Annotated in this window: 18 protein-coding genes; 12 read left to right on the top strand and 6 right to left on the bottom strand. The window is 70.1% G+C overall.

Features of this window, described 5'->3' with window-relative positions:
* Positions 1-8: 8 nt before the first annotated feature.
* From JNB50_RS08845 to JNB50_RS08855, 3 genes are all read right to left on the bottom strand, one after another.
* Entirely contained in the window at positions 9-947 is a 939-nt protein-coding gene (locus tag JNB50_RS08845; RefSeq protein WP_208039764.1) for an NUDIX domain-containing protein, read from the bottom strand.
* Positions 944-3,157 (bottom strand): RNA degradosome polyphosphate kinase, encoded by a 2,214-nt coding sequence (locus JNB50_RS08850; RefSeq protein WP_208039765.1) that lies wholly within the window; start codon positions 3,155-3,157, stop codon positions 944-946. Before JNB50_RS08850 ends, JNB50_RS08845 begins: the two co-directional genes overlap by 4 nt.
* 160 nt (positions 3,158-3,317) lie before the next feature.
* Positions 3,318-4,010, bottom strand: a complete 693-nt coding sequence (locus JNB50_RS08855) for a response regulator transcription factor (protein ID WP_208039766.1) — start codon at positions 4,008-4,010, stop codon at positions 3,318-3,320.
* Positions 4,011-4,153: 143 nt separating this feature from the next.
* Here JNB50_RS08855 and JNB50_RS08860 point away from each other — a divergent pair, with 143 nt between their 5' ends.
* The 3 genes from JNB50_RS08860 (at position 4,154) to JNB50_RS08870 (ending at position 6,357) form a co-directional block, all read left to right on the top strand.
* Positions 4,154-4,510, top strand: coding sequence for a hypothetical protein (locus JNB50_RS08860; RefSeq protein ID WP_208039767.1), 357 nt, complete (start codon positions 4,154-4,156; stop codon positions 4,508-4,510).
* Between the two features lie 136 nt (positions 4,511-4,646).
* A complete protein-coding gene (locus JNB50_RS08865) occupies positions 4,647-5,243 on the top strand; it encodes an FABP family protein (RefSeq protein WP_208039768.1) in 597 nt (198 codons plus the stop codon).
* A gap of 1 nt (position 5,244) precedes the next feature.
* On the top strand, positions 5,245-6,357 hold the full coding sequence (locus JNB50_RS08870; protein WP_208039769.1) for a folate-binding protein YgfZ: 1,113 nt from the start codon (positions 5,245-5,247) through the stop codon (positions 6,355-6,357).
* 199 nt (positions 6,358-6,556) lie between these two features.
* Here JNB50_RS08870 and JNB50_RS08875 read toward each other — a convergent pair whose 3' ends face one another.
* On the bottom strand, positions 6,557-7,384 hold the full coding sequence (locus JNB50_RS08875; RefSeq protein WP_208039770.1) for a class I SAM-dependent methyltransferase: 828 nt from the start codon (positions 7,382-7,384) through the stop codon (positions 6,557-6,559).
* A gap of 17 nt (positions 7,385-7,401) precedes the next feature.
* Between JNB50_RS08875 and JNB50_RS08880 the strand changes: the two genes are divergently transcribed.
* Positions 7,402-8,151 carry a phosphoglyceromutase gene (locus JNB50_RS08880; RefSeq protein ID WP_208039771.1) on the top strand — a complete coding sequence of 250 codons (750 nt, stop codon included), beginning with the start codon at positions 7,402-7,404 and terminating at the stop codon, positions 8,149-8,151.
* Between the two features lie 38 nt (positions 8,152-8,189).
* Positions 8,190-8,630: a 2'-5' RNA ligase family protein gene (locus JNB50_RS08885; RefSeq protein ID WP_208039939.1), complete on the top strand. Its 441-nt coding sequence runs from the start codon at positions 8,190-8,192 to the stop codon at positions 8,628-8,630.
* Between the two features lie 83 nt (positions 8,631-8,713).
* Here the strand turns inward: JNB50_RS08885 and phoU are convergent, their stop codons facing one another.
* Positions 8,714-9,370, bottom strand: a complete 657-nt coding sequence (gene phoU, locus JNB50_RS08890; protein ID WP_208039772.1) for a phosphate signaling complex protein PhoU — start codon at positions 9,368-9,370, stop codon at positions 8,714-8,716.
* A 191-nt stretch (positions 9,371-9,561) separates the two neighbouring features.
* Here phoU and JNB50_RS08895 point away from each other — a divergent pair, with 191 nt between their 5' ends.
* Both JNB50_RS08895 and JNB50_RS08900 read left to right on the top strand, forming a co-directional pair.
* On the top strand, positions 9,562-10,713 hold the full coding sequence (locus JNB50_RS08895; RefSeq protein WP_208039773.1) for a cell wall metabolism sensor histidine kinase WalK: 1,152 nt from the start codon (positions 9,562-9,564) through the stop codon (positions 10,711-10,713).
* Positions 10,710-11,393 carry a response regulator transcription factor gene (locus JNB50_RS08900; protein ID WP_208039774.1) on the top strand — a complete coding sequence of 228 codons (684 nt, stop codon included), beginning with the start codon at positions 10,710-10,712 and terminating at the stop codon, positions 11,391-11,393. The genes JNB50_RS08895 and JNB50_RS08900 overlap by 4 nt, the downstream gene beginning before the upstream one ends.
* 67 nt (positions 11,394-11,460) lie before the next feature.
* Here the strand turns inward: JNB50_RS08900 and JNB50_RS08905 are convergent, their stop codons facing one another.
* Positions 11,461-11,964 carry a hypothetical protein gene (locus JNB50_RS08905; protein ID WP_208039775.1) on the bottom strand — a complete coding sequence of 168 codons (504 nt, stop codon included), beginning with the start codon at positions 11,962-11,964 and terminating at the stop codon, positions 11,461-11,463.
* A 179-nt stretch (positions 11,965-12,143) separates the two neighbouring features.
* Between JNB50_RS08905 and JNB50_RS08910 the strand changes: the two genes are divergently transcribed.
* From JNB50_RS08910 to rlmB, 5 genes are all read left to right on the top strand, one after another.
* Complete coding sequence (locus JNB50_RS08910; RefSeq protein WP_021763858.1) at positions 12,144-12,626, top strand: CarD family transcriptional regulator; 483 nt, start codon at positions 12,144-12,146, stop codon at positions 12,624-12,626.
* A gap of 96 nt (positions 12,627-12,722) precedes the next feature.
* The gene (gene ispD, locus JNB50_RS08915; RefSeq protein WP_208039776.1) at positions 12,723-13,895 is read left to right on the top strand and encodes a 2-C-methyl-D-erythritol 4-phosphate cytidylyltransferase; all 1,173 of its coding nucleotides are present in this window, start codon (positions 12,723-12,725) and stop codon (positions 13,893-13,895) included.
* A 74-nt stretch (positions 13,896-13,969) separates the two neighbouring features.
* The gene (locus JNB50_RS08920) at positions 13,970-14,365 is read left to right on the top strand and encodes a nuclear transport factor 2 family protein (protein WP_208039777.1); all 396 of its coding nucleotides are present in this window, start codon (positions 13,970-13,972) and stop codon (positions 14,363-14,365) included.
* Between the two features lie 9 nt (positions 14,366-14,374).
* Positions 14,375-15,808 (top strand): cysteine--tRNA ligase, encoded by a 1,434-nt coding sequence (cysS, locus tag JNB50_RS08925; protein ID WP_208039778.1) that lies wholly within the window; start codon positions 14,375-14,377, stop codon positions 15,806-15,808.
* On the top strand, positions 15,805-16,824 hold the full coding sequence (gene rlmB, locus JNB50_RS08930) for a 23S rRNA (guanosine(2251)-2'-O)-methyltransferase RlmB (RefSeq protein ID WP_208039779.1): 1,020 nt from the start codon (positions 15,805-15,807) through the stop codon (positions 16,822-16,824). Before cysS ends, rlmB begins: the two co-directional genes overlap by 4 nt.
* Position 16,825 lies beyond the last annotated feature (1 nt).

Below are 16,825 nucleotides of genomic sequence, written 5' to 3' on the forward strand. Positions count from 1 at the left end.
GGCGTTCGTCAGTCCACGGCCGGCGCGTAGGTCTCGATGGAGACGATTCCCGACGCCGGGTTGGTCGCAGACAGGTGCACGATCGAGAACCCGCCGGTGTCGAGGTCCGCCGCGTCGTTGAGGTAGCCGCCGGGCATGGTGCCGGTGGCGAGGGCGATCTCGCGGAGGATCTCGGGAAGCACCGGCCCGTGGCTGCAGAGCACGGCCGTCTTGCGGGAGCGGACGCGCTTGCCGACCACGCTGCGCACATCGCCTCTGCCCTCCTCGTAGGCGTCCTGGCTGATGCCGGGCTCCCGTCGCGGCTTGACTCCGGTGGCGGCGGCCAAGGGGGCGACGGTGGCGACGCAGCGCACCGCGTCGCTGGTGATGATGCGTCTCGGCCGCCAGGCGCGCAGGGTGGGAACGTCGCCCGCCGCCTGCTTGACGCCGCGGTCGGTGAGCGGTCGGGAGGCATCGGGGCCCTGCCAGCCGCCACGCGGCTCGGCCTTGCCGTGGCGGAGCGCGATCAGTGCGAACGTGGAGGTGATGCCCTGCTTCACCAGCGCCTCGAACGCGTCGAGGATCTCGACGTCGCGCTCGTAGGTGAGGTAGCCGCGCGCCTTCTTGAGGGTGACCCACTCGATCGCCGCGATCTCGGAGTTGGGCACGAACGTCGACTGCGCGATGGCCTGATCCGTGACCTCGGCCGCCCAGTAGTGGACGATCTTCTCGCGACCGGAGGTCAGCGGGTACGCCGAGACGCCCAGCGGCACGCCCAACGTGACGGCCAGACCGGTCTCCTCCAGGATCTCGCGCACGGCGGTCTGCGGGAGCGTCTCGCCCGGATCCACCTTGCCTTTGGGGATCGTGACGTCGCCGTACTTGGTACGGTGCACGACCAGCATGACGAGCTTGTCGTCCACGATGCGCCAGCACAGGGCGCCCGCGGCGTAGACGGCGAGGCTCACCGCCTCGTTCCCGTACGGGTGCTGCGGGGACGGTGGCTGGCCTGCTGTTGCAGCTTCGTCTGGAGGTCGGTGAGCGGTGCGCCGTTCTCGTCGAGGTGGTGCCGCGTCCAGACGCCGTCCTCGGCCAGCGCCCAGGCGGCGGTGCGCTCGTCGAACGCGAGGTCGAACAGGCGGTCGAGCTCTGCCAGGTGGTCGGGGTCGGCCAGCCGCACCAGCGCCTCCACCCGTCGGTCGAGGTTGCGGTGCATCATGTCGGCGCTGCCGATGTAGACGTGCGGGTCGCCGTCGTTGACGAACGAGAACACCCGCGAATGCTCCAGGTAGCGGCCCAGCACGGAGCGGACCCGGATGTTCTCGGACAGCCCCTCGCGCCCGGGAACGAGGCCGCAGATGCCGCGCACCCACAGCTCGACGGGCACACCGGCCTGGCTCGCGCGGTAGAGCGCGTCGATGATGGCTTCGTCGACGATCGAGTTGAGCTTGATCCGGATACCGGACGGCCGGCCCGCCGCGGCGTTCGCCGCCTCGGTGTCGATGCGCTTCAGCAGGCCCTTGCGCAGGTGCAGCGGGGCGACGAGGAGGCGCTTGAACTTCTTCTCGATCGCGTAGCCGGAGAGCTCGTTGAAAAGCCGGGTGAGATCTTTGCCCACCTGGTCGTCGGCGGTCAGCAGGCCGAGGTCTTCGTAGATGCGCGAGGTCTTCGGGTTGTAGTTGCCCGTGCCGATGTGGCTGTAGTGCTTGAGGACGCCCTTCTCCTCCCGGATGACCAGCGCGAGCTTGCAGTGCGTCTTGAGCCCGACCAGCCCGTACACGACGTGCACGCCGGCCTTCTCGAGCTTGCGCGCCCAGGAGATGTTGTTCTGCTCGTCGAACCGCGCCTTGATCTCGACGAGGGCCAGGACCTGCTTGCCGGCCTCCGCCGCGTCGATCAGGGCCTCCACGATGGGGCTGTCGCCCGAGGTGCGGTACAGGGTCTGCTTGATGGCGAGCACGTGCGGGTCGGCGGCCGCCTGCTCCAGGAACGCTTGCACGCTCGTGGCGAACGACTCGTACGGGTGGTGCAGCAGGATGTCCTGGCGCGAGACCGCGGCGAAGACGTCCGGCTTGGCGTTCGGCTCGCTCGGCATGAGCTGCGGCGCCGTGGTGGGCACATGGTTGGGGTAGTGGAGGTCGGGACGGTCGATCCTGGCGAGGTCGAAGAGTCCGCCGAGGTCGAGCGGGGCGGGCAGACGGTAGACCTCCTGCTCGGTCACGTCGAGCTCGCGCACCAGCAGGCCGAGGGTCACGTCGTCCATGTCGTCGGTGACCTCGAGCCGGATCGGCGGCCCGAAGCGGCGACGAAGCAGCTCGCGCTCGAGCGCCTGGATGAGGTTCTCCGTCTCGTCCTCGTCGATCTCGACGTCTTCGTTGCGCGTGACGCGGAAGACGTGGTGGTCGAGGATCTCCATACCGGGGAAGAGGTCGCCCAGGTGGTTGGCGATGAGATCCTCCAGGCGCAGGAACCGCACCTGCCCGAGGCCCTCGCGTGCGTCGATGCGCACGAACCGCGGCAGCATCTGCGGCACCTTGAGACGGGCGAACTGCTCCTTGCCCGTCCGCGAGTTGCGTACGCGCACCGAGAGGTTGAGCGACAGCCCCGAGATGTAGGGGAAGGGGTGCGCAGGGTCGACGGCGAGCGGCATCAGCACGGGGAAGATCTGCTGCGAGAAGACCTCGCGCATCTGCACCTTGTCCGCCTCGTCGAGCTCATCCCAGGAGGAGACCGCGATGCCCGCCGCCTCGAGAGCGGGGAGCACCAGTTCGCGGTACGCCTTGGCATGGCGCACCTGGAGCTCGTGCGCCTTCTCCGAGATGTCGGCCAGCACATCCTGCGGGGCCCGGCCGACGTTCGTCGGAACCGCGAGCCCGGTGGCGATGCGCCGCTTGAGGCCGGCGACCCTGACCATGAAGAACTCGTCGAGGTTGCTGGCGAAGATCGCGAGGAAGTTGGCGCGCTCCAGGACCGGCAGCAGCGGATCCTCCGCCAGTTCGAGCACACGCTGGTTGAACGCCAGCCAGCTCAGCTCACGGTCGAGGTAGCGGTCGTCGGGCAGCGTCGGATCCGGCTCGTAGATGAAGGGCGCGAAGTCGTCGTCGAAGTCGCTGCCCAGGCTGCCGCTCAGCCCGTTGTCGAGTAGGCCGTTCTCCAGTGTGGTGCGCTCGCCGTCCATGCCAACCATCATGGCACCGCACGAGCGGCCGGCGGCACGAGTCTCGGTTAACTGTGGACAAACGAGCGTCGCCGCGGACTGTGCAGGACGCTCAGCGGTGCTCGCTCGGCCCGTGCGTCAGAGCCCGTGCATCAGAGCCCGTCCGTCACAGCCCGTGCCATCAGGGATGTACCGACGAGGGAAGCCGGTCGTTCTCGTCTTCGTAGACGTTGAAGCGGTAGCCCACGTTGCGCACCGTCCCGATCAGGGACTCGAGGTCGCCGAGCTTGGCGCGCAATCGCCGCACATGCACGTCGACCGTGCGCGTTCCACCGAAGTAGTCGTAGCCCCACACCTCGCTCAGGAGCTGTTCGCGCGTGAACACCCGGGACGGGTGCGTCGCGAAGAACCGGAGCAGCTCGAACTCCTTGAAGGTGAGGTCCAGCGTCCTCCCGTGCGCCTTGGCCGAGTAGCTGGCTTCGTCGATCGTGACGCCGGAGGCCTGGATCTTCGTCTGCGAGTGCTCCTGGCCTTGCCGGCCGATCGCCAGTCGGATGCGCGCGTCGACCTCCGCAGGGCCCGCACTGTCGAGGACGACGTCGTTGACGCCCCACTCGGCGCTCACCGCCGTGAGCCCGCCTTCGGTGAGCACGAGCAGCAGCGGAACCGTGATGCCGGTGGTCGTGAGGATCTTGCAGAGCGACTTGGCGCTCGCCAGGTCGCGACGGGCGTCCACGAAGATCAGGTCGCACGCGGGAGCGTTGACCAGCGATGCCGGTTCGGCGGGGATCTGACGGGTGCGGTGGCTGAGGAGACCGAGGGCCGGAAGCACCTCTGCATCGGGCGCAGGCGTGAGGATCAACAGCTGCGCCACCCAGTTCCTCCTCGCCTCTTCGTGCCGCAATGCTACCGGAAACGCTTTCATCCCAGGATCGGGGTCACACTGAGCCTCCGGCGGCGGAGCGGCGACAGCGGGCAGGGGAGGCGCACTCTACGACCGCAGGGCACAATGGGGGGATGAGCGAGACGCCGCAGGACCAGGGGGCTCCGGACCCGGGACCGCTGGGCCCGGCCGCGGCCGCTGGACCACCCCCGGAGCCGCTGCCGCGTGCCGCCGTCGCGTGGAGCGTCGGAGCGGTGTGGGCGCTTGCCCTGGCGCTCGGGATCCTGATCGCTGCGCTGTCGCGACCCGCCCAGTACGCGTCGTGGCTGTCGCTCGCCCTCGGCGTGTCCGTGATCGCGTCGTTCGGAGCACAGCTCGCGACCCAGCAGAAGGAGGGCTTCGTCAACCGGCTCGCGACGACGCTCACCGGCAGCTTCGTGATCCTCGGCGTCTTCGGCGCGATCCTCGGTGCCACCACGCTCTGGCACTGACCGGAACCGACTAGACTGCCGCTATGCTCGTCGCTCTCGAACTCTTCTTCATCGGCCTGCTGGGTCTGGCCACCCTCGCCATCCTCGGTGTCTCCGGAGTGGTGGTCTACAACCTCTTCCGCGGCCAGCGCTAGGCATGATCGAGCTCCCCACCGACCTTCCGGCCGAGCTCGTTCCGCTCTCCTGGCTGATCGGGGTCTGGGAGGGGAGCGGCGTCGTCGACTACGCCGTCGGCGACGAACACACCCAGCTTGAGTTCGGCCAGCGCATCAGCTTCAGCCAGGATGGCGAGGCGTACCTCAACTACTCGGCCACGTCGTGGGTGCTCGACGAGAACCGCACTCCGCTCGCGGCCGAGACGGGCTACTGGCGACTCAGCCGCACGCTCGTGGAGGGCGACCCCGGCCCCGCGATGCTGCCCGGTCAGGGCGCACGCCCGTTCGGCACCCCCCAGGCCGTCGAGACCCTCCGCTCCTCCAGCGGCGGTTTCGACATCGACGTCGCGATCATCCATCCCGACGGCGTCAGCGAGCTCTACATCGGCCAGGTGAACGGCCCGCGCATCGACCTCGCGACCGACGCCGTCGTGCGCACCGCCGGCGCCAAGGAGTACAGCGCGGCGACCCGCCTCTACGGCCTGGTGGAGGGACACCTGCTCTGGGCCTGGGACATCGCGGCCCTGGGGCAGGAGCTCCGCACGCACGCCTCTGCACGTCTCGCCAAGGTCGACTGACGTGTCCTCGTCGCCGTTCCTCGCGCTCCCCGGCGCTGTCGACACCGCTGAGAGCGGCGTGCCGTCGCACTACGGCAACCCGCTGGCCGAGCAGCGCGCGCTCGTCGACGGCGGCGCGATCGTCGACCTGTCCGACCGTGCGGTCCTGTCGATCACCGGCCCTGACCGGCTCAGCTGGCTCAACTCGCTGACCAGCCAGTCGCTGCTCGGCCTCCAGCCGGGCGAGTCGTCCGAGACGCTGCTGCTCGACGTCACCGGGCGGGTGGAGCACGCCGTCCGGCTGATCGAGGACGGCGCGGCGCTGTGGCTGCTCGTCGACCGCCCGGAGGCCGCCGGCCTTCTGGCTTGGCTCGACTCGATGCGGTTCATGCTCCGCGTCGAGCTCGCCGACCACACCGAGACCCTGGCGACGATCGGCACGCTCGGCGATCCGCCGCTGCCGCTCGCGGCGCCCCACGGCGTGCCGCTGGTGTGGCACGACCCCTGGCACGCGGTGACGCCGGGAGGCCACCAGTACGCGACGGGTGATCATCCCGGCGCGGGCTGGAGTTGGAGCGAGCGGCTGGTTCCGCGGGAGGCGCTCGCGTCGATCGTCTCGCGCGTGGAGTCGGGCGAGCTGGCCGTTGCGGGCACCCTCGCCGCCGACGCCCTGCGCATCGCCGCCTGGCGGCCGCGTTTCGCAACAGAGGTGGACGAACGCACCATCCCGCACGAACTCGACTGGCTGCGCACCGCTGTGCACCTGACCAAGGGTTGCTATCGCGGGCAGGAGACCGTCGCGAAGGTCCACAACCTCGGGCACCCGCCACGGCGGCTGGTGATGCTGCACCTCGACGGGTCGGAGGGCGTGCATCCGGTCGCGGGCGCGGAGGTCACCCTCGACGGACGCGTCGTCGGCACCGTGACCTCCTCCGCGCTGCACTACGAGCTCGGCCCGATCGCGCTCGCCGTGGTCAAGCGCGGCACGGACGCGGCCGCCACGTTGACCGTCGAGGCCGACGGCACCCTCGTCGCCGCGGCCCAGGAGGTCGTGGTGCCGCCCGAGGCCGGCGCAGAGGCGCACGTCCCCCGGCTGCCGCGATTGGGCGCCGTCACCCGCACCCCGCGCGCCTGACGTCGGCAGCGGAGGACTTCCGCGGCGTGCCGCACCCCGATCGCAGCCAACGGAGGAGTTCCGGGCTCCAGCCGAGCGGATCTCCTCCGTTACCCCACCGCGGCGGCGCGGGTAACGGAGGACATTGGAGCGGGAGCCGGCCCGATCTCCTCCGGTAGCGGCCCACAGCCGGCCTGCCGGCGCGGATCTCCTCCGTTCGCTACACGGGCGCGACGGCGTCCCACGCGACGGTGAGCTCGCCGAGCCGCCAACGGGGCCTCCCGCCGACGACCGGCCAGCCGGCCTCCTTCATCCCCTGGGCGGTCGCGATCCAGCGCTGCTTCGGGCCGTACGCGCCGAGCGGTGCATGGACCCGCCAGAGCCGGTCGAGGTCCTGGAGGAACAGGTGCACGCGCTCGCCCGGGACATTGCGATGGATGAGCGCCTTGGGGAGCCGCTCCGCCACCACGCTGGGCGCCTCCAGCCCGCGCAGTCGGAGCGAGATCGAGAAGGTCTGCGGGCCGGTCGCGTCGAGCGTCACCCAGCTGGCGATCCGGCCGATCTCGTCGCAGGTGCCCTCCACCAGCACCCCGCCGAGCTGCAGCCGGCCGAGCATCCGCTCCCAGGCCGCGGCGACCTCCGACTCGTCGTACTGCCGCAGCACGTTGAAGGCACGGATGACAGCCGCGTGCCGGCCGTCGGGAAGGGGCACCTCGAAGCCGCCGACCCGGAAGTCCACGCTCGCCAGCGGGTCGAAGGCGGTGCTGCCCGCTCGGACCGCCTCCAACTGAGCGAGAGCCGTCCGCACGCGGCCGGGGTCGATCTCCAGGCCGAGCACCTCGACGTCCCGGCGCACGCGCGCCAGCCGGTGCTGGAGTTCGAACGCCGTCACTCCGCTCGCGCCGTAGCCGAGGTCGACGACGAGCGGATCGCCGGTGCGGCGCAGCGCGGGCAGCGTGGCGATCCAGCGATCCACCCGGCGCAGCCGGTTCGTGTTGGTCGTGCCGCGGGTGACCGTGCCGACGGCGCGGGAGGACGTTGGCGGCATATGACAAGATTAATCGCATGCCCGCTCCCTACACTTTGATCCTCCTCCGCCACGGCAACAGCGAGTGGAACCAGCAGAACCTGTTCACCGGCTGGGTCGACGTCCGGCTCAGCGAGCAGGGCGTCGCCGAGGCCAAGCGCGCCGGAGAGCTGCTGGCCGAGTCCGGCCTCGAGCCCGACATCCTGTACACGTCGGTTCTCACGCGCGCCATCCAGACCGCGAACTACGCGCTCGACGTGTCGGACCGGCTGTGGATCCCGGTCGAGCGGTCGTGGCGACTGAACGAGCGGCACTACGGCGCCCTCCAGGGCCTCGACAAGGCCGACACACTCGAGAAGTACGGGCCGGAGCAGTTCCAGCTCTGGCGCCGGTCGTTCGACGTGCCGCCGCCGCCGCTGCCCGACGACAGCCAGTGGTCGCAGGCCAACGACCCGCGCTACGCCGGTCTCGGCGACGACCTCCCGCGCACCGAGTGCCTCAAGGACGTCATCGCGCGCATGCTGCCGTACTGGGAATCCGACATCACGACGAGCCTGGCCGAGGGCAAGACCGTGCTCGTCACCGCGCACGGCAACTCGCTGCGCGCCCTGGTGAAGCACCTCGACGGCATCTCGGACGATGAGATCGCCGAGCTCAACATCCCCACCGGCATCCCGCTGGTCTACAGGCTCGACGAGACGTTCGCCCCGATCGAGCCCGCCGTCTACCTCGACCCGGAGGCCGCGGCCGCGGGGGCAGCGGCCGTCGCCGCCCAGGGCAAGAAGTAGCGGTCACGACCGACCACTCCTACGTCGTCGTCGCGTTCCTGCCGGAACGCGGCGGCGACGTCGTCGTTCCTGCGGAGTTCGCAGCGCGCGACTGGCCGCTGCACGTCACGATCGTGCCGCCGTTCGAGACCGGCCTCGACGCCGGCGCCATTGCCGCGTTGTTGCCACGCGGCCCGCGCATCCCCGTGGTCGCCGGCGCGCGCGCCTCGTTCGGCCATCGCCGCGCCGTTCCCGTCACGCTGATCCGGCCGTCGCCCGCGCTGCTCGCGTTGCACCTGGCATGCGTGGAGGCGCTGGAGGCCGCGGGCGCGGTCATCGCCGACCGGCGGCACATCCGCTCGGGCTACCGCCCGCACGCCTCCGATCAGCGCCTGGGCACGCTCGCCCCCGGCGAGCATGCCTCGCTCACCGAGCTCGCGCTCGTCGAGCGCACCCCCGGCGCTCCTCGCCGCGTCGTCGCCCGCATCCCGCTCGCCTGACCCGTCGAGACGGCGCGAACTCAGACGAAAACCGCCGGGCGGCAGAGAATCTGCCGCCTCGGCGGTTGACGAGAAGGAGACGGTCAGACGGCGAGCTCGGGGGCCCAGTCGCCGGTCGCGAGATACTGGACCTTCTTCGCGATCGAGACCGCGTGGTCGGCGAAGCGTTCGTGGTAGCGGCTCGCGAGGGTCGCGTCGACGGTGTCGACCGCCTGGCCCTTCCAGGTCTCGCCGAGGACCTTGTCGAACACGCTGGCGTGCAGCTCGTCGATGTCGTCGTCGTCGTTGCGGATCTCGTCGGCCAGGCGGATGTCCTGGGTGCGCAGCAGCTCGGCGAGTTTCTCGGCGATCTGCACGTCGAGGCGCCCCATCTCGGAGAACGTCGAGCGGAGGCTCTTCGGGACGACCTTGTCGGGGAAGCGGTAGCGCGCGAGCTGCGCGATGTGCTCCGCCATGTCGCCCATCCGCTCGAGCGACGCGCTGATGCGCAGTGCGCTGACCACGATGCGCAGGTCGCGGGCGACGGGCTGCTGGCGGGCGAGGATCTGGATGGACAGCTCGTCCAGCACCACGGTGAGCTCGTCGATGCGGTGGTCGTTGGCGATGACCTCTTCGGCGAGGGTCACATCGGACTCGTTGAAGGCCTGCGTGGCGCTGCGGATCGAACGGACGACCAGCTCGGCGATCTCGACCAGCCGGTCCTGGACTTCGGCCAGCTCCTGCTGGAAAACTTCGCGCATGGGATGGATCCTTCCTGGGCGTGCGCGGGCACGCGGGATACGAGGGTCGGACGACCCCTTGAGCATGCTCGCCTCGGGAGGTTAACGGTTGGTGCCGTCAACCTGAACACTGTCTAACGTACCCGCGAAAACACGCGGCGCAGAGCAGTATCGGTCATAGCGCGCGCGATGGGATCACCTACGCTTTGGGTATGGACTCCGCCTGGTTGGTGCTGCTCTCCCTCGGGCTGGGGCTGGCTGTGGGTGCGGGGTTCGTCTGGATCCTCCACATCGCCGCTCGGCGCGGGGATCACGCGGCCGCGGTGTCCAATCCCGCGGTGCCGGACGGCGTCGACCAGGTGCTCGACGCGATGGAGTCCGCCGGTGTCGTCCTCGACCCGTCCAACAACGTGATCAAGGCCTCCCCGGGGGCCCACGCCATCGGCCTGGTCTGGAACGGGCTGCTCGTGCACCCGCACCTCGTGGAGCTCGTCGACCGCGTGCGACGCACGGGCGAGCCGGTGACCGAGGAGTGCGAACTCGCGCGCGGGCCCTTCGGCGACGCCAACATCCACCTCAGCGTGCGCGCTGCGCGATTGGGCTCGCGCTACATCCTGCTGCTGGCGGAGGACCGCACCGAGTCGTTCCGGCTCGAGTCGGTGCGGCGCGACTTCGTCGCCAACATCAGTCACGAGCTGAAGACGCCGATCGGCGCGGTCTCCCTGCTCGCCGAGGCGCTCGACGACGCGTCGGACGACCCGGAGCAGGTGCGCCGGTTCGCGCTGCGTCTCAGCGAGGAGGCCTCCCGGCTGGCGCGCATCACTCAGGACATCATCGAGCTGAGCCGCCTGCAGGCCGCCGACGCGCTCGGTGACGCGGAGGAGCTCTCGGCCAAGAAGGTCGTCAAGGCAGCGATCGACCAGAACCGGGTGGCGGCCGAAGCGCGGCAGATCGAGATCGCGATGCGCGGCGAGAAGGATGCCAGCGTCATCGGCAACGAGGCCCTGCTCGTCACGGCCGTGCACAACCTGATCTCCAACGCCATCCAGTACTCGCCCGAGGATTCCCGCGTCGGGATCGGCGTGCGCACCGTCGACGGCGTCGTCGAGATCGCGGTCACCGACCAGGGCGAGGGCATCCCGGAGGACGACCTCGATCGCGTCTTCGAACGATTCTTCCGCGTGGACCAGGCTCGCTCCCGCAATACCGGGGGCACCGGGCTCGGCCTCGCGATCGTCAAGCACGCCGTGCAGAACCACGGCGGCGAGGTCCGGGTCTGGTCCCAGCCCGGGCGTGGCTCCACCTTCACGATCCGGCTGCCGGAGGCGGCCACCGTGCGTCCCCCGATTGGAGAGAACCTGTGACAGCCATCCTGCTCGTCGAGGACGAGGCCGCCCTCAGCGAGCCCCTCGCGTATCTGCTCAAGCGCGAAGGTTACGAGGTGACGGTCGCCGAGGACGGACCGACGGCGCTCGCCGAGTTCGACCGCGTCGGAGCGGACCTGATCCTGCTCGACCTCATGCTCCCCGGCATCCCCGGAACCGAGGTCTGCCGTGAGATCCGCACACGCTCGACCGTCCCGATCATCATGCTGACCGCCAAAGACTCCGAGGTGGACATCGTCGTAGGGCTCGAGCTCGGCGCCGACGACTACGTCACCAAGCCGTACTCGTCGCGCGAGCTGCTGGCACGCATCCGCGCCGTGCTGCGCCGCCGCGTGGACGAGGCCGAGCTGGAGGACGACGGCATCCTGGAGGCCGGCACCGTGCGCATGGACGTCGACCGGCACACGGTCGCCGTCAACGGCGGCGAGATCTCCATGCCGCTGAAGGAATTCGAACTGCTGGAGCTGCTGCTGCGCAATGCCGGCCGGGTGCTGACGCGCGGTCAGCTCATCGACCGTGTGTGGGGCAGCGACTACTTCGGCGACACCAAGACGCTCGACGTGCACATCAAGCGCATCCGGTCGCGCATCGAGGAGAGCCCGTCCGACCCGCAGATGCTGGTCACGGTGCGCGGGCTCGGCTACCGCTTCAACGCCTGACCCGGGAACGACGAAGCCGCCCTCGCGATTGGCGAGGGCGGCTTCGACGTGTGTGGAGCTCGGCCGATCAGCCCTGGCCGGGCAGGATCGCCGGCGGCACCAGGCTCTTGTAGTCGGGGAGGCCGCCGTCGAGGACGGGAACCTGCAGCTTGACGCCGGTCGCGTCGCCGTACTGGAAGTAGACCGGGTAGAGGCTGCCGGGCAGCGCGTCGAACGGCGTCAGGAAGACGTTGCTCGACGACGCCTTGTCGGGGTTCTTGCCGACGACCTTGACCTGGCCCGGCTCGACGGTGATCTCGGCCGCGGCGCCGGAGGATCCGGAGGAGATGGCCACGCGGTGGCTCTTGGTGTCGGTGTTGACCAGCGAGACGACGAGGTTGCCGACTTTGCCGCCGACGCCGTCGGTGACGATGAAGGCGTTGCGCACGTCGATCGCGCCGACAGTGCCGCCGACGCCGTCGCTCGGGTCGTAGTGCTTCGTGGTCGCCTGCGGGGCGATGAGACCGCACCCGGCCGTGCCGACTGCGACCGCCAGGGCGAGGACGATGGACGCCGCGACGCGAGCTTTCACTGGAATGACCCTCCGAATCGTTCCGCTCGACGGCGCGCTGATGCCCTGTTACGAAGCGGATTTCAGCACGAGTTTACCGTATGCCGCCAGCCGTTCCCGCGCCCGCCGGAGGTGCGAGGGCGAACCTTAGCATGTGCCTCGTGTGGTATCCTATTCGTTGCTGAAGGGACAACATATCTATGCTTTTCGAGGTTGGCGAAACCGTCGTTTACCCCCATCACGGTGCTGCAACGATCACCGAGGTCAAGAAAAGAATCATCAAGGGTGAAGAGAAGCTGTACCTCAAGCTCAACGTCACGCAAGGCGATCTGACCATCGAGGTCCCTGCCGAGAACGTCGACCTGGTCGGCGTGCGCGACGTGATCGGCAAGGAGGGTCTCGACCGCGTCTTCGAGGTGCTGCGTGCTCCCTTCACCGAGGAGCCGACCAACTGGTCCCGCCGCTACAAGGCCAACCTCGAGAAGCTGGCGTCGGGCGACGTCATCAAGGTCTCCGAGGTCGTCCGCGACCTGTGGCGTCGCGATCAGGACCGCGGCCTGTCCGCCGGTGAGAAGCGCATGCTGGCCAAGGCCCGGCAGATTCTCATCTCCGAGCTCGCCCTGGCCGAGAAGACCGACGACGAGAAGGCGTCGAGCCTCCTCGACGAGGTGCTCGCCTCCTAGCCCGCGATTCACCCGCTCCGCGATGCATTCGCGTTCGACGGCCCCGCTGCACAGCAGCGGGGCCGTCGGCGTCGGGCCGGGCGATAGTCTCGGGTCATGAGCATGAACGCTGAGCCGCGCGTCGCGGTCGTCGTCGTCGCGGCCGGGTCGGGCACGCGGCTGGGAGCCGAGCTGCCGAAGGCGTTCGTGCGGCTCGACGGTCCGACGCTCCTGGAGCGCTCTCTCTATTCCGTGCGGGGCATGCGCCACGTGGCCGACCCTGTTCTGGTGGTGCCCGCCGATCGCGTCGAGGAGGCCTCCGCGATCGCGGTGGCGGTATTCGGCCGGCCGGTGAGCGTCGTGCCGGGCGGGGCGACCAGGCAGCAGTCCGTGGCGGCGGGGCTCGCCGTGCTCGCCGACGGTGTCGAGGTCGTGCTCGTGCACGATGCGGCGCGGGCGCTCACCAGCTCAGGGCTGTTCGATGCGGTCGTGGCGGCTGTCGACGAGACGGGGCACGGGGTGATCCCCGGCCTCCCGGTGAGCGACACGATCAAGCGCGTCGCCGACGACGGCACGGTGCACGAGACGGTCGACCGTTCGACGCTGGCGGCCGTGCAGACACCGCAGGGCTTCCCGCGCGACCAGCTGTTGGCGGCCTACGCCGCCGCCACGACCGACGAGACCGACGATGCCGGCCTCGTCGCCGCTGCCGGCTTCGCTGTCACCGTCGTGCCCGGGGAGGCGTTGGCGTTCAAGATCACGACGCCGCACGACCTCCAGCGGGCGCACGACCTCCTCGCGCCCGCGTCCGCGTCGGAGCCGCCGCAGCTGCCGCGCATCGGCCTCGGCACCGACACCCACGCGTTCGACCCGTCGGCCGAGCTGTGGCTCGCCGGGTTGCACTGGCCGGACGAGCCCGGCCTCTCCGGCCACAGCGATGGGGACGCCGCCTGCCACGCCATCGTGGACGCCCTCCTCGGCGCCGCGGGCCTCGGCGACATCGGCGGGACGTTCGGGACGGGCGACCCGCGGTTCGCCGGGGCGCACGGCGAGGTGTTCCTCACCGAGACGCGGCGGCTGGTCGAGGAGGCCGGCCTGAGGATCGGCAACGTGTCCGTCCAGATCATCGGTCAGCGCCCGAAGTTCGCGCCACGGCGGCGGGAGGCCGAGGAACTGCTGTCCGGCATCCTCGGCGCACCCGTCTCGATCGCCGCGACGACCACCGACGGCCTGGGCTTCACCGGTCGAAGCGAGGGGATCGCGGTCTTCGCGACCGCACTGCTGCACTGACGTCGCTGCTGCACGGACGTCACTGCTGCACTGACCCGGCCGACTGACTAGCCTGGCCCGTGGAGAGGATCGCCATGACCCAGCAGCAGAGCATCCCGGACCACAGCGCGGCGGTCGCGCGCCAGTACATCGACGGAGTCGGGCGGCACGACCTCGATACCGTCGGCGGCCTCCTCGCCGACGACCTGTCCGCGATCTTCGCGGGCCAGACGCTCGGCAGGGACGCGTGGCTCGCCGCGCTGAAACGGTTGCTTCCCGCCCTGGTCCGCAACGACGTCCGGGAGGTGTTCGCCGACGGCGACCGCGCGTGCGTGGTGTACGACTTCGTCACGGACACGGCGGCCGGCGCGGTGCCGTGCGTCGAGCTGGTGACCGTGGAGGGGGACGCCATCACCCGGATCGAGCTGATCTTCGACCGGGTGGCCTTCGCGCCCGTCAACGAAGCGCTCGCGCAACGCGCGGCCCCGTAGGCTTAGGCCGTGACTCTGCGACTCTTCGACACCAAGGCCGGGGCCCTGCGCGACTTCGTCCCACTGCGCGCCGGCGCGGTGGGCATGTACGTCTGCGGTCCGACGGTGCAGTCGTCGCCGCACATCGGCCACCTGCGTTCGGCCCTCGTCTACGACCAGCTGCGGCGGTGGCTGACCTACCGCGGGCTCGACGTGACGCTGGTGCGCAACGTCACCGACATCGACGACAAGATCCTCGTCAACGCGATGACCGCGCAGGAACAGGGCGGCTCCGAGGAGTGGTGGGCGCTCGCGTACCGGTTCGAACTGGAGTTCACGGCGGGCTACACCGCGCTCGGCGTGCAGCCTCCCACCTACGAGCCGCGGGCGACCGCGAGCATCCCGCAGATGCAGGAGCTGATCGGCCGCCTGATCGAGCGCGGCCACGCCTACGTCGCAGGCGACGGCTCGGGTGACGTGTACTTCGATGTGAAGAGCTGGACGGCCTACGGTGAGCTGACCAGGCAGAGCATCGACAACATGGAGGCCGCGGCCGACGCCGACCCGCGTGCCAAGCGCGACCCGCGCGACTTCGCACTCTGGAAGGGGCGCAAGAGCGACGAGCCCGCGTCCGCCGCGTTCCCGTCGCCGTGGGGCGACGGGCGCCCCGGCTGGCACATCGAGTGCTCCGCGATGTCGCGCCGCTATCTCGGCGCGGCGTTCGACATCCACGGCGGCGGCCTCGATCTGCGGTTCCCGCATCACGAGAACGAGCTCGCGCAGTCCACCGCCGCGGGAGACGACTTCGCGTCGTACTGGGTGCACAACGGGCTCGTGCACGTCAACGGGCAGAAGATGAGCAAGTCGCTCGGCAACTCCGTCTACGCCGCCGACCTGCTGGGTGCCGCGCGTCCGCTCGTGGTGCGCTACTACCTCGGCTCGGCGCACTACCGGTCGACGATCGACTACCACGACGGGTCGCTCAGCGAGGCGGAGGCAGCCCTCGACCGCATCTCCGGCTTCTTCGAGCGCGTCGACCGCCGTCTTGCCGGAACGCGGTTCGCCGGCAGCGGTGTGGAGACCGTGCCCGGCGCGTTCGCAGAGGCGATGGACGACGACCTCGCCGTGCCGCAGGCCCTCGCCGTGCTCCACGACACCGTGCGTTCAGGAAACGCGGCGCTGGATGCGGAAGACTTGGAGGCCGCCGCCAACGCCCGTGGCCACGTGCTGGCGATGACCGAGGTGCTCGGCATCAACCCGCTGTCGCCGCAGTGGCACTCGACGGGCTCGAGTGCGGCGGAGCACGCGCTCGGAACCCTCGTCGGGCGGTTGCTCGACGACCGGCAGGAAGCGCGCCAATCGCGCGACTTCGCCGCCGCAGACCGCATCCGCGACGAGTTGACCGCCGCGGGAATCAGTATCGAAGACACCCCGACGGGGTCGCATTGGAGTATCGAAGCATGAAGAACTCGGGTGGCAAGCCCCGCGCGGGCGCTGTGAGGAAGAGCAAGAAGGGCGCCCAGGTCGGCACCGGGGGGCACGGTCGCAAGGCGCTCGAGGGCCGCGGTCCGACCCCGAAGGCCGAGGACCGCGAGTACCACGTCGCGTACAAGAACAAGCAGCTGCGCGAGCGCGCCGCGGCGAAGGCCGAGCAGCGCGGCGGCCGAGACGGCGCACCGCGCGGTGCCTCCGGCGCCGCTCGTCGCGCCAAGAGCGGCGACGAGAGCGAGATCGTCACCGGGCGCAACTCCGTCCTGGAGGCCCTGCGCGCGGCGATCCCGGCCTCCACGCTGTACATCGCTGCTCGGGCCGAGATGGACGACAGGATGAAGGAGATCCTGTCGATCGCCACCGGCCGCGCGATCCCGGTGCTCGAGGTGATGCGTCCGGAGCTCGACCGCCTCGCCGGCCGCGACGCCGTGCACCAGGGCGTCGCGCTCAAGGTGCCGCCGTACGAGTACGCCCACCCGGGCGAACTGCTCGACCTGACGCTCCGCAAGGGCGAGACCCCGCTGTTCGTGGCCCTGGACGGGATCACGGACCCGCGCAACCTCGGCGCGATCATCCGCTCGACGGCCGCGTTCGGCGGGCAGGGTGTGATCGTCCCGCAGCGCCGCTCGGTCGGGATGACCGCCGCGGCCTGGAAGACGTCCGCCGGTGCTGCGGCGCGCACCCCCGTCGCGATGGCCTCCAACCTGACGGCGACGCTCAAGGAGTTCAAGAAGGCGGGCGTGTTCGTGCTCGGCCTCGACGGCGGAGGCGACACCTCGCTACCAGGGCTGTCGTTCGCGGATCGTCCGGTCGTGATCGTCGTGGGCAGCGAGGGCAAGGGCCTGTCGCGACTCGTCACCGAGACGTGCGATGCGGTCGTGTCGATCCCGATCTCGGCTTCCACCGAGTCGCTGAACGCGGGCATCGCCGCCAGCGTCACGCTGTACGAGATCGCGAAGCTCCGGTCCGAGGCGAAGGCCCGCCCCTAGC

The organism is Leifsonia sp. TF02-11 (assembly GCF_017565305.1).
Lineage (GTDB): Bacteria > Actinomycetota > Actinomycetes > Actinomycetales > Microbacteriaceae > Leifsonia.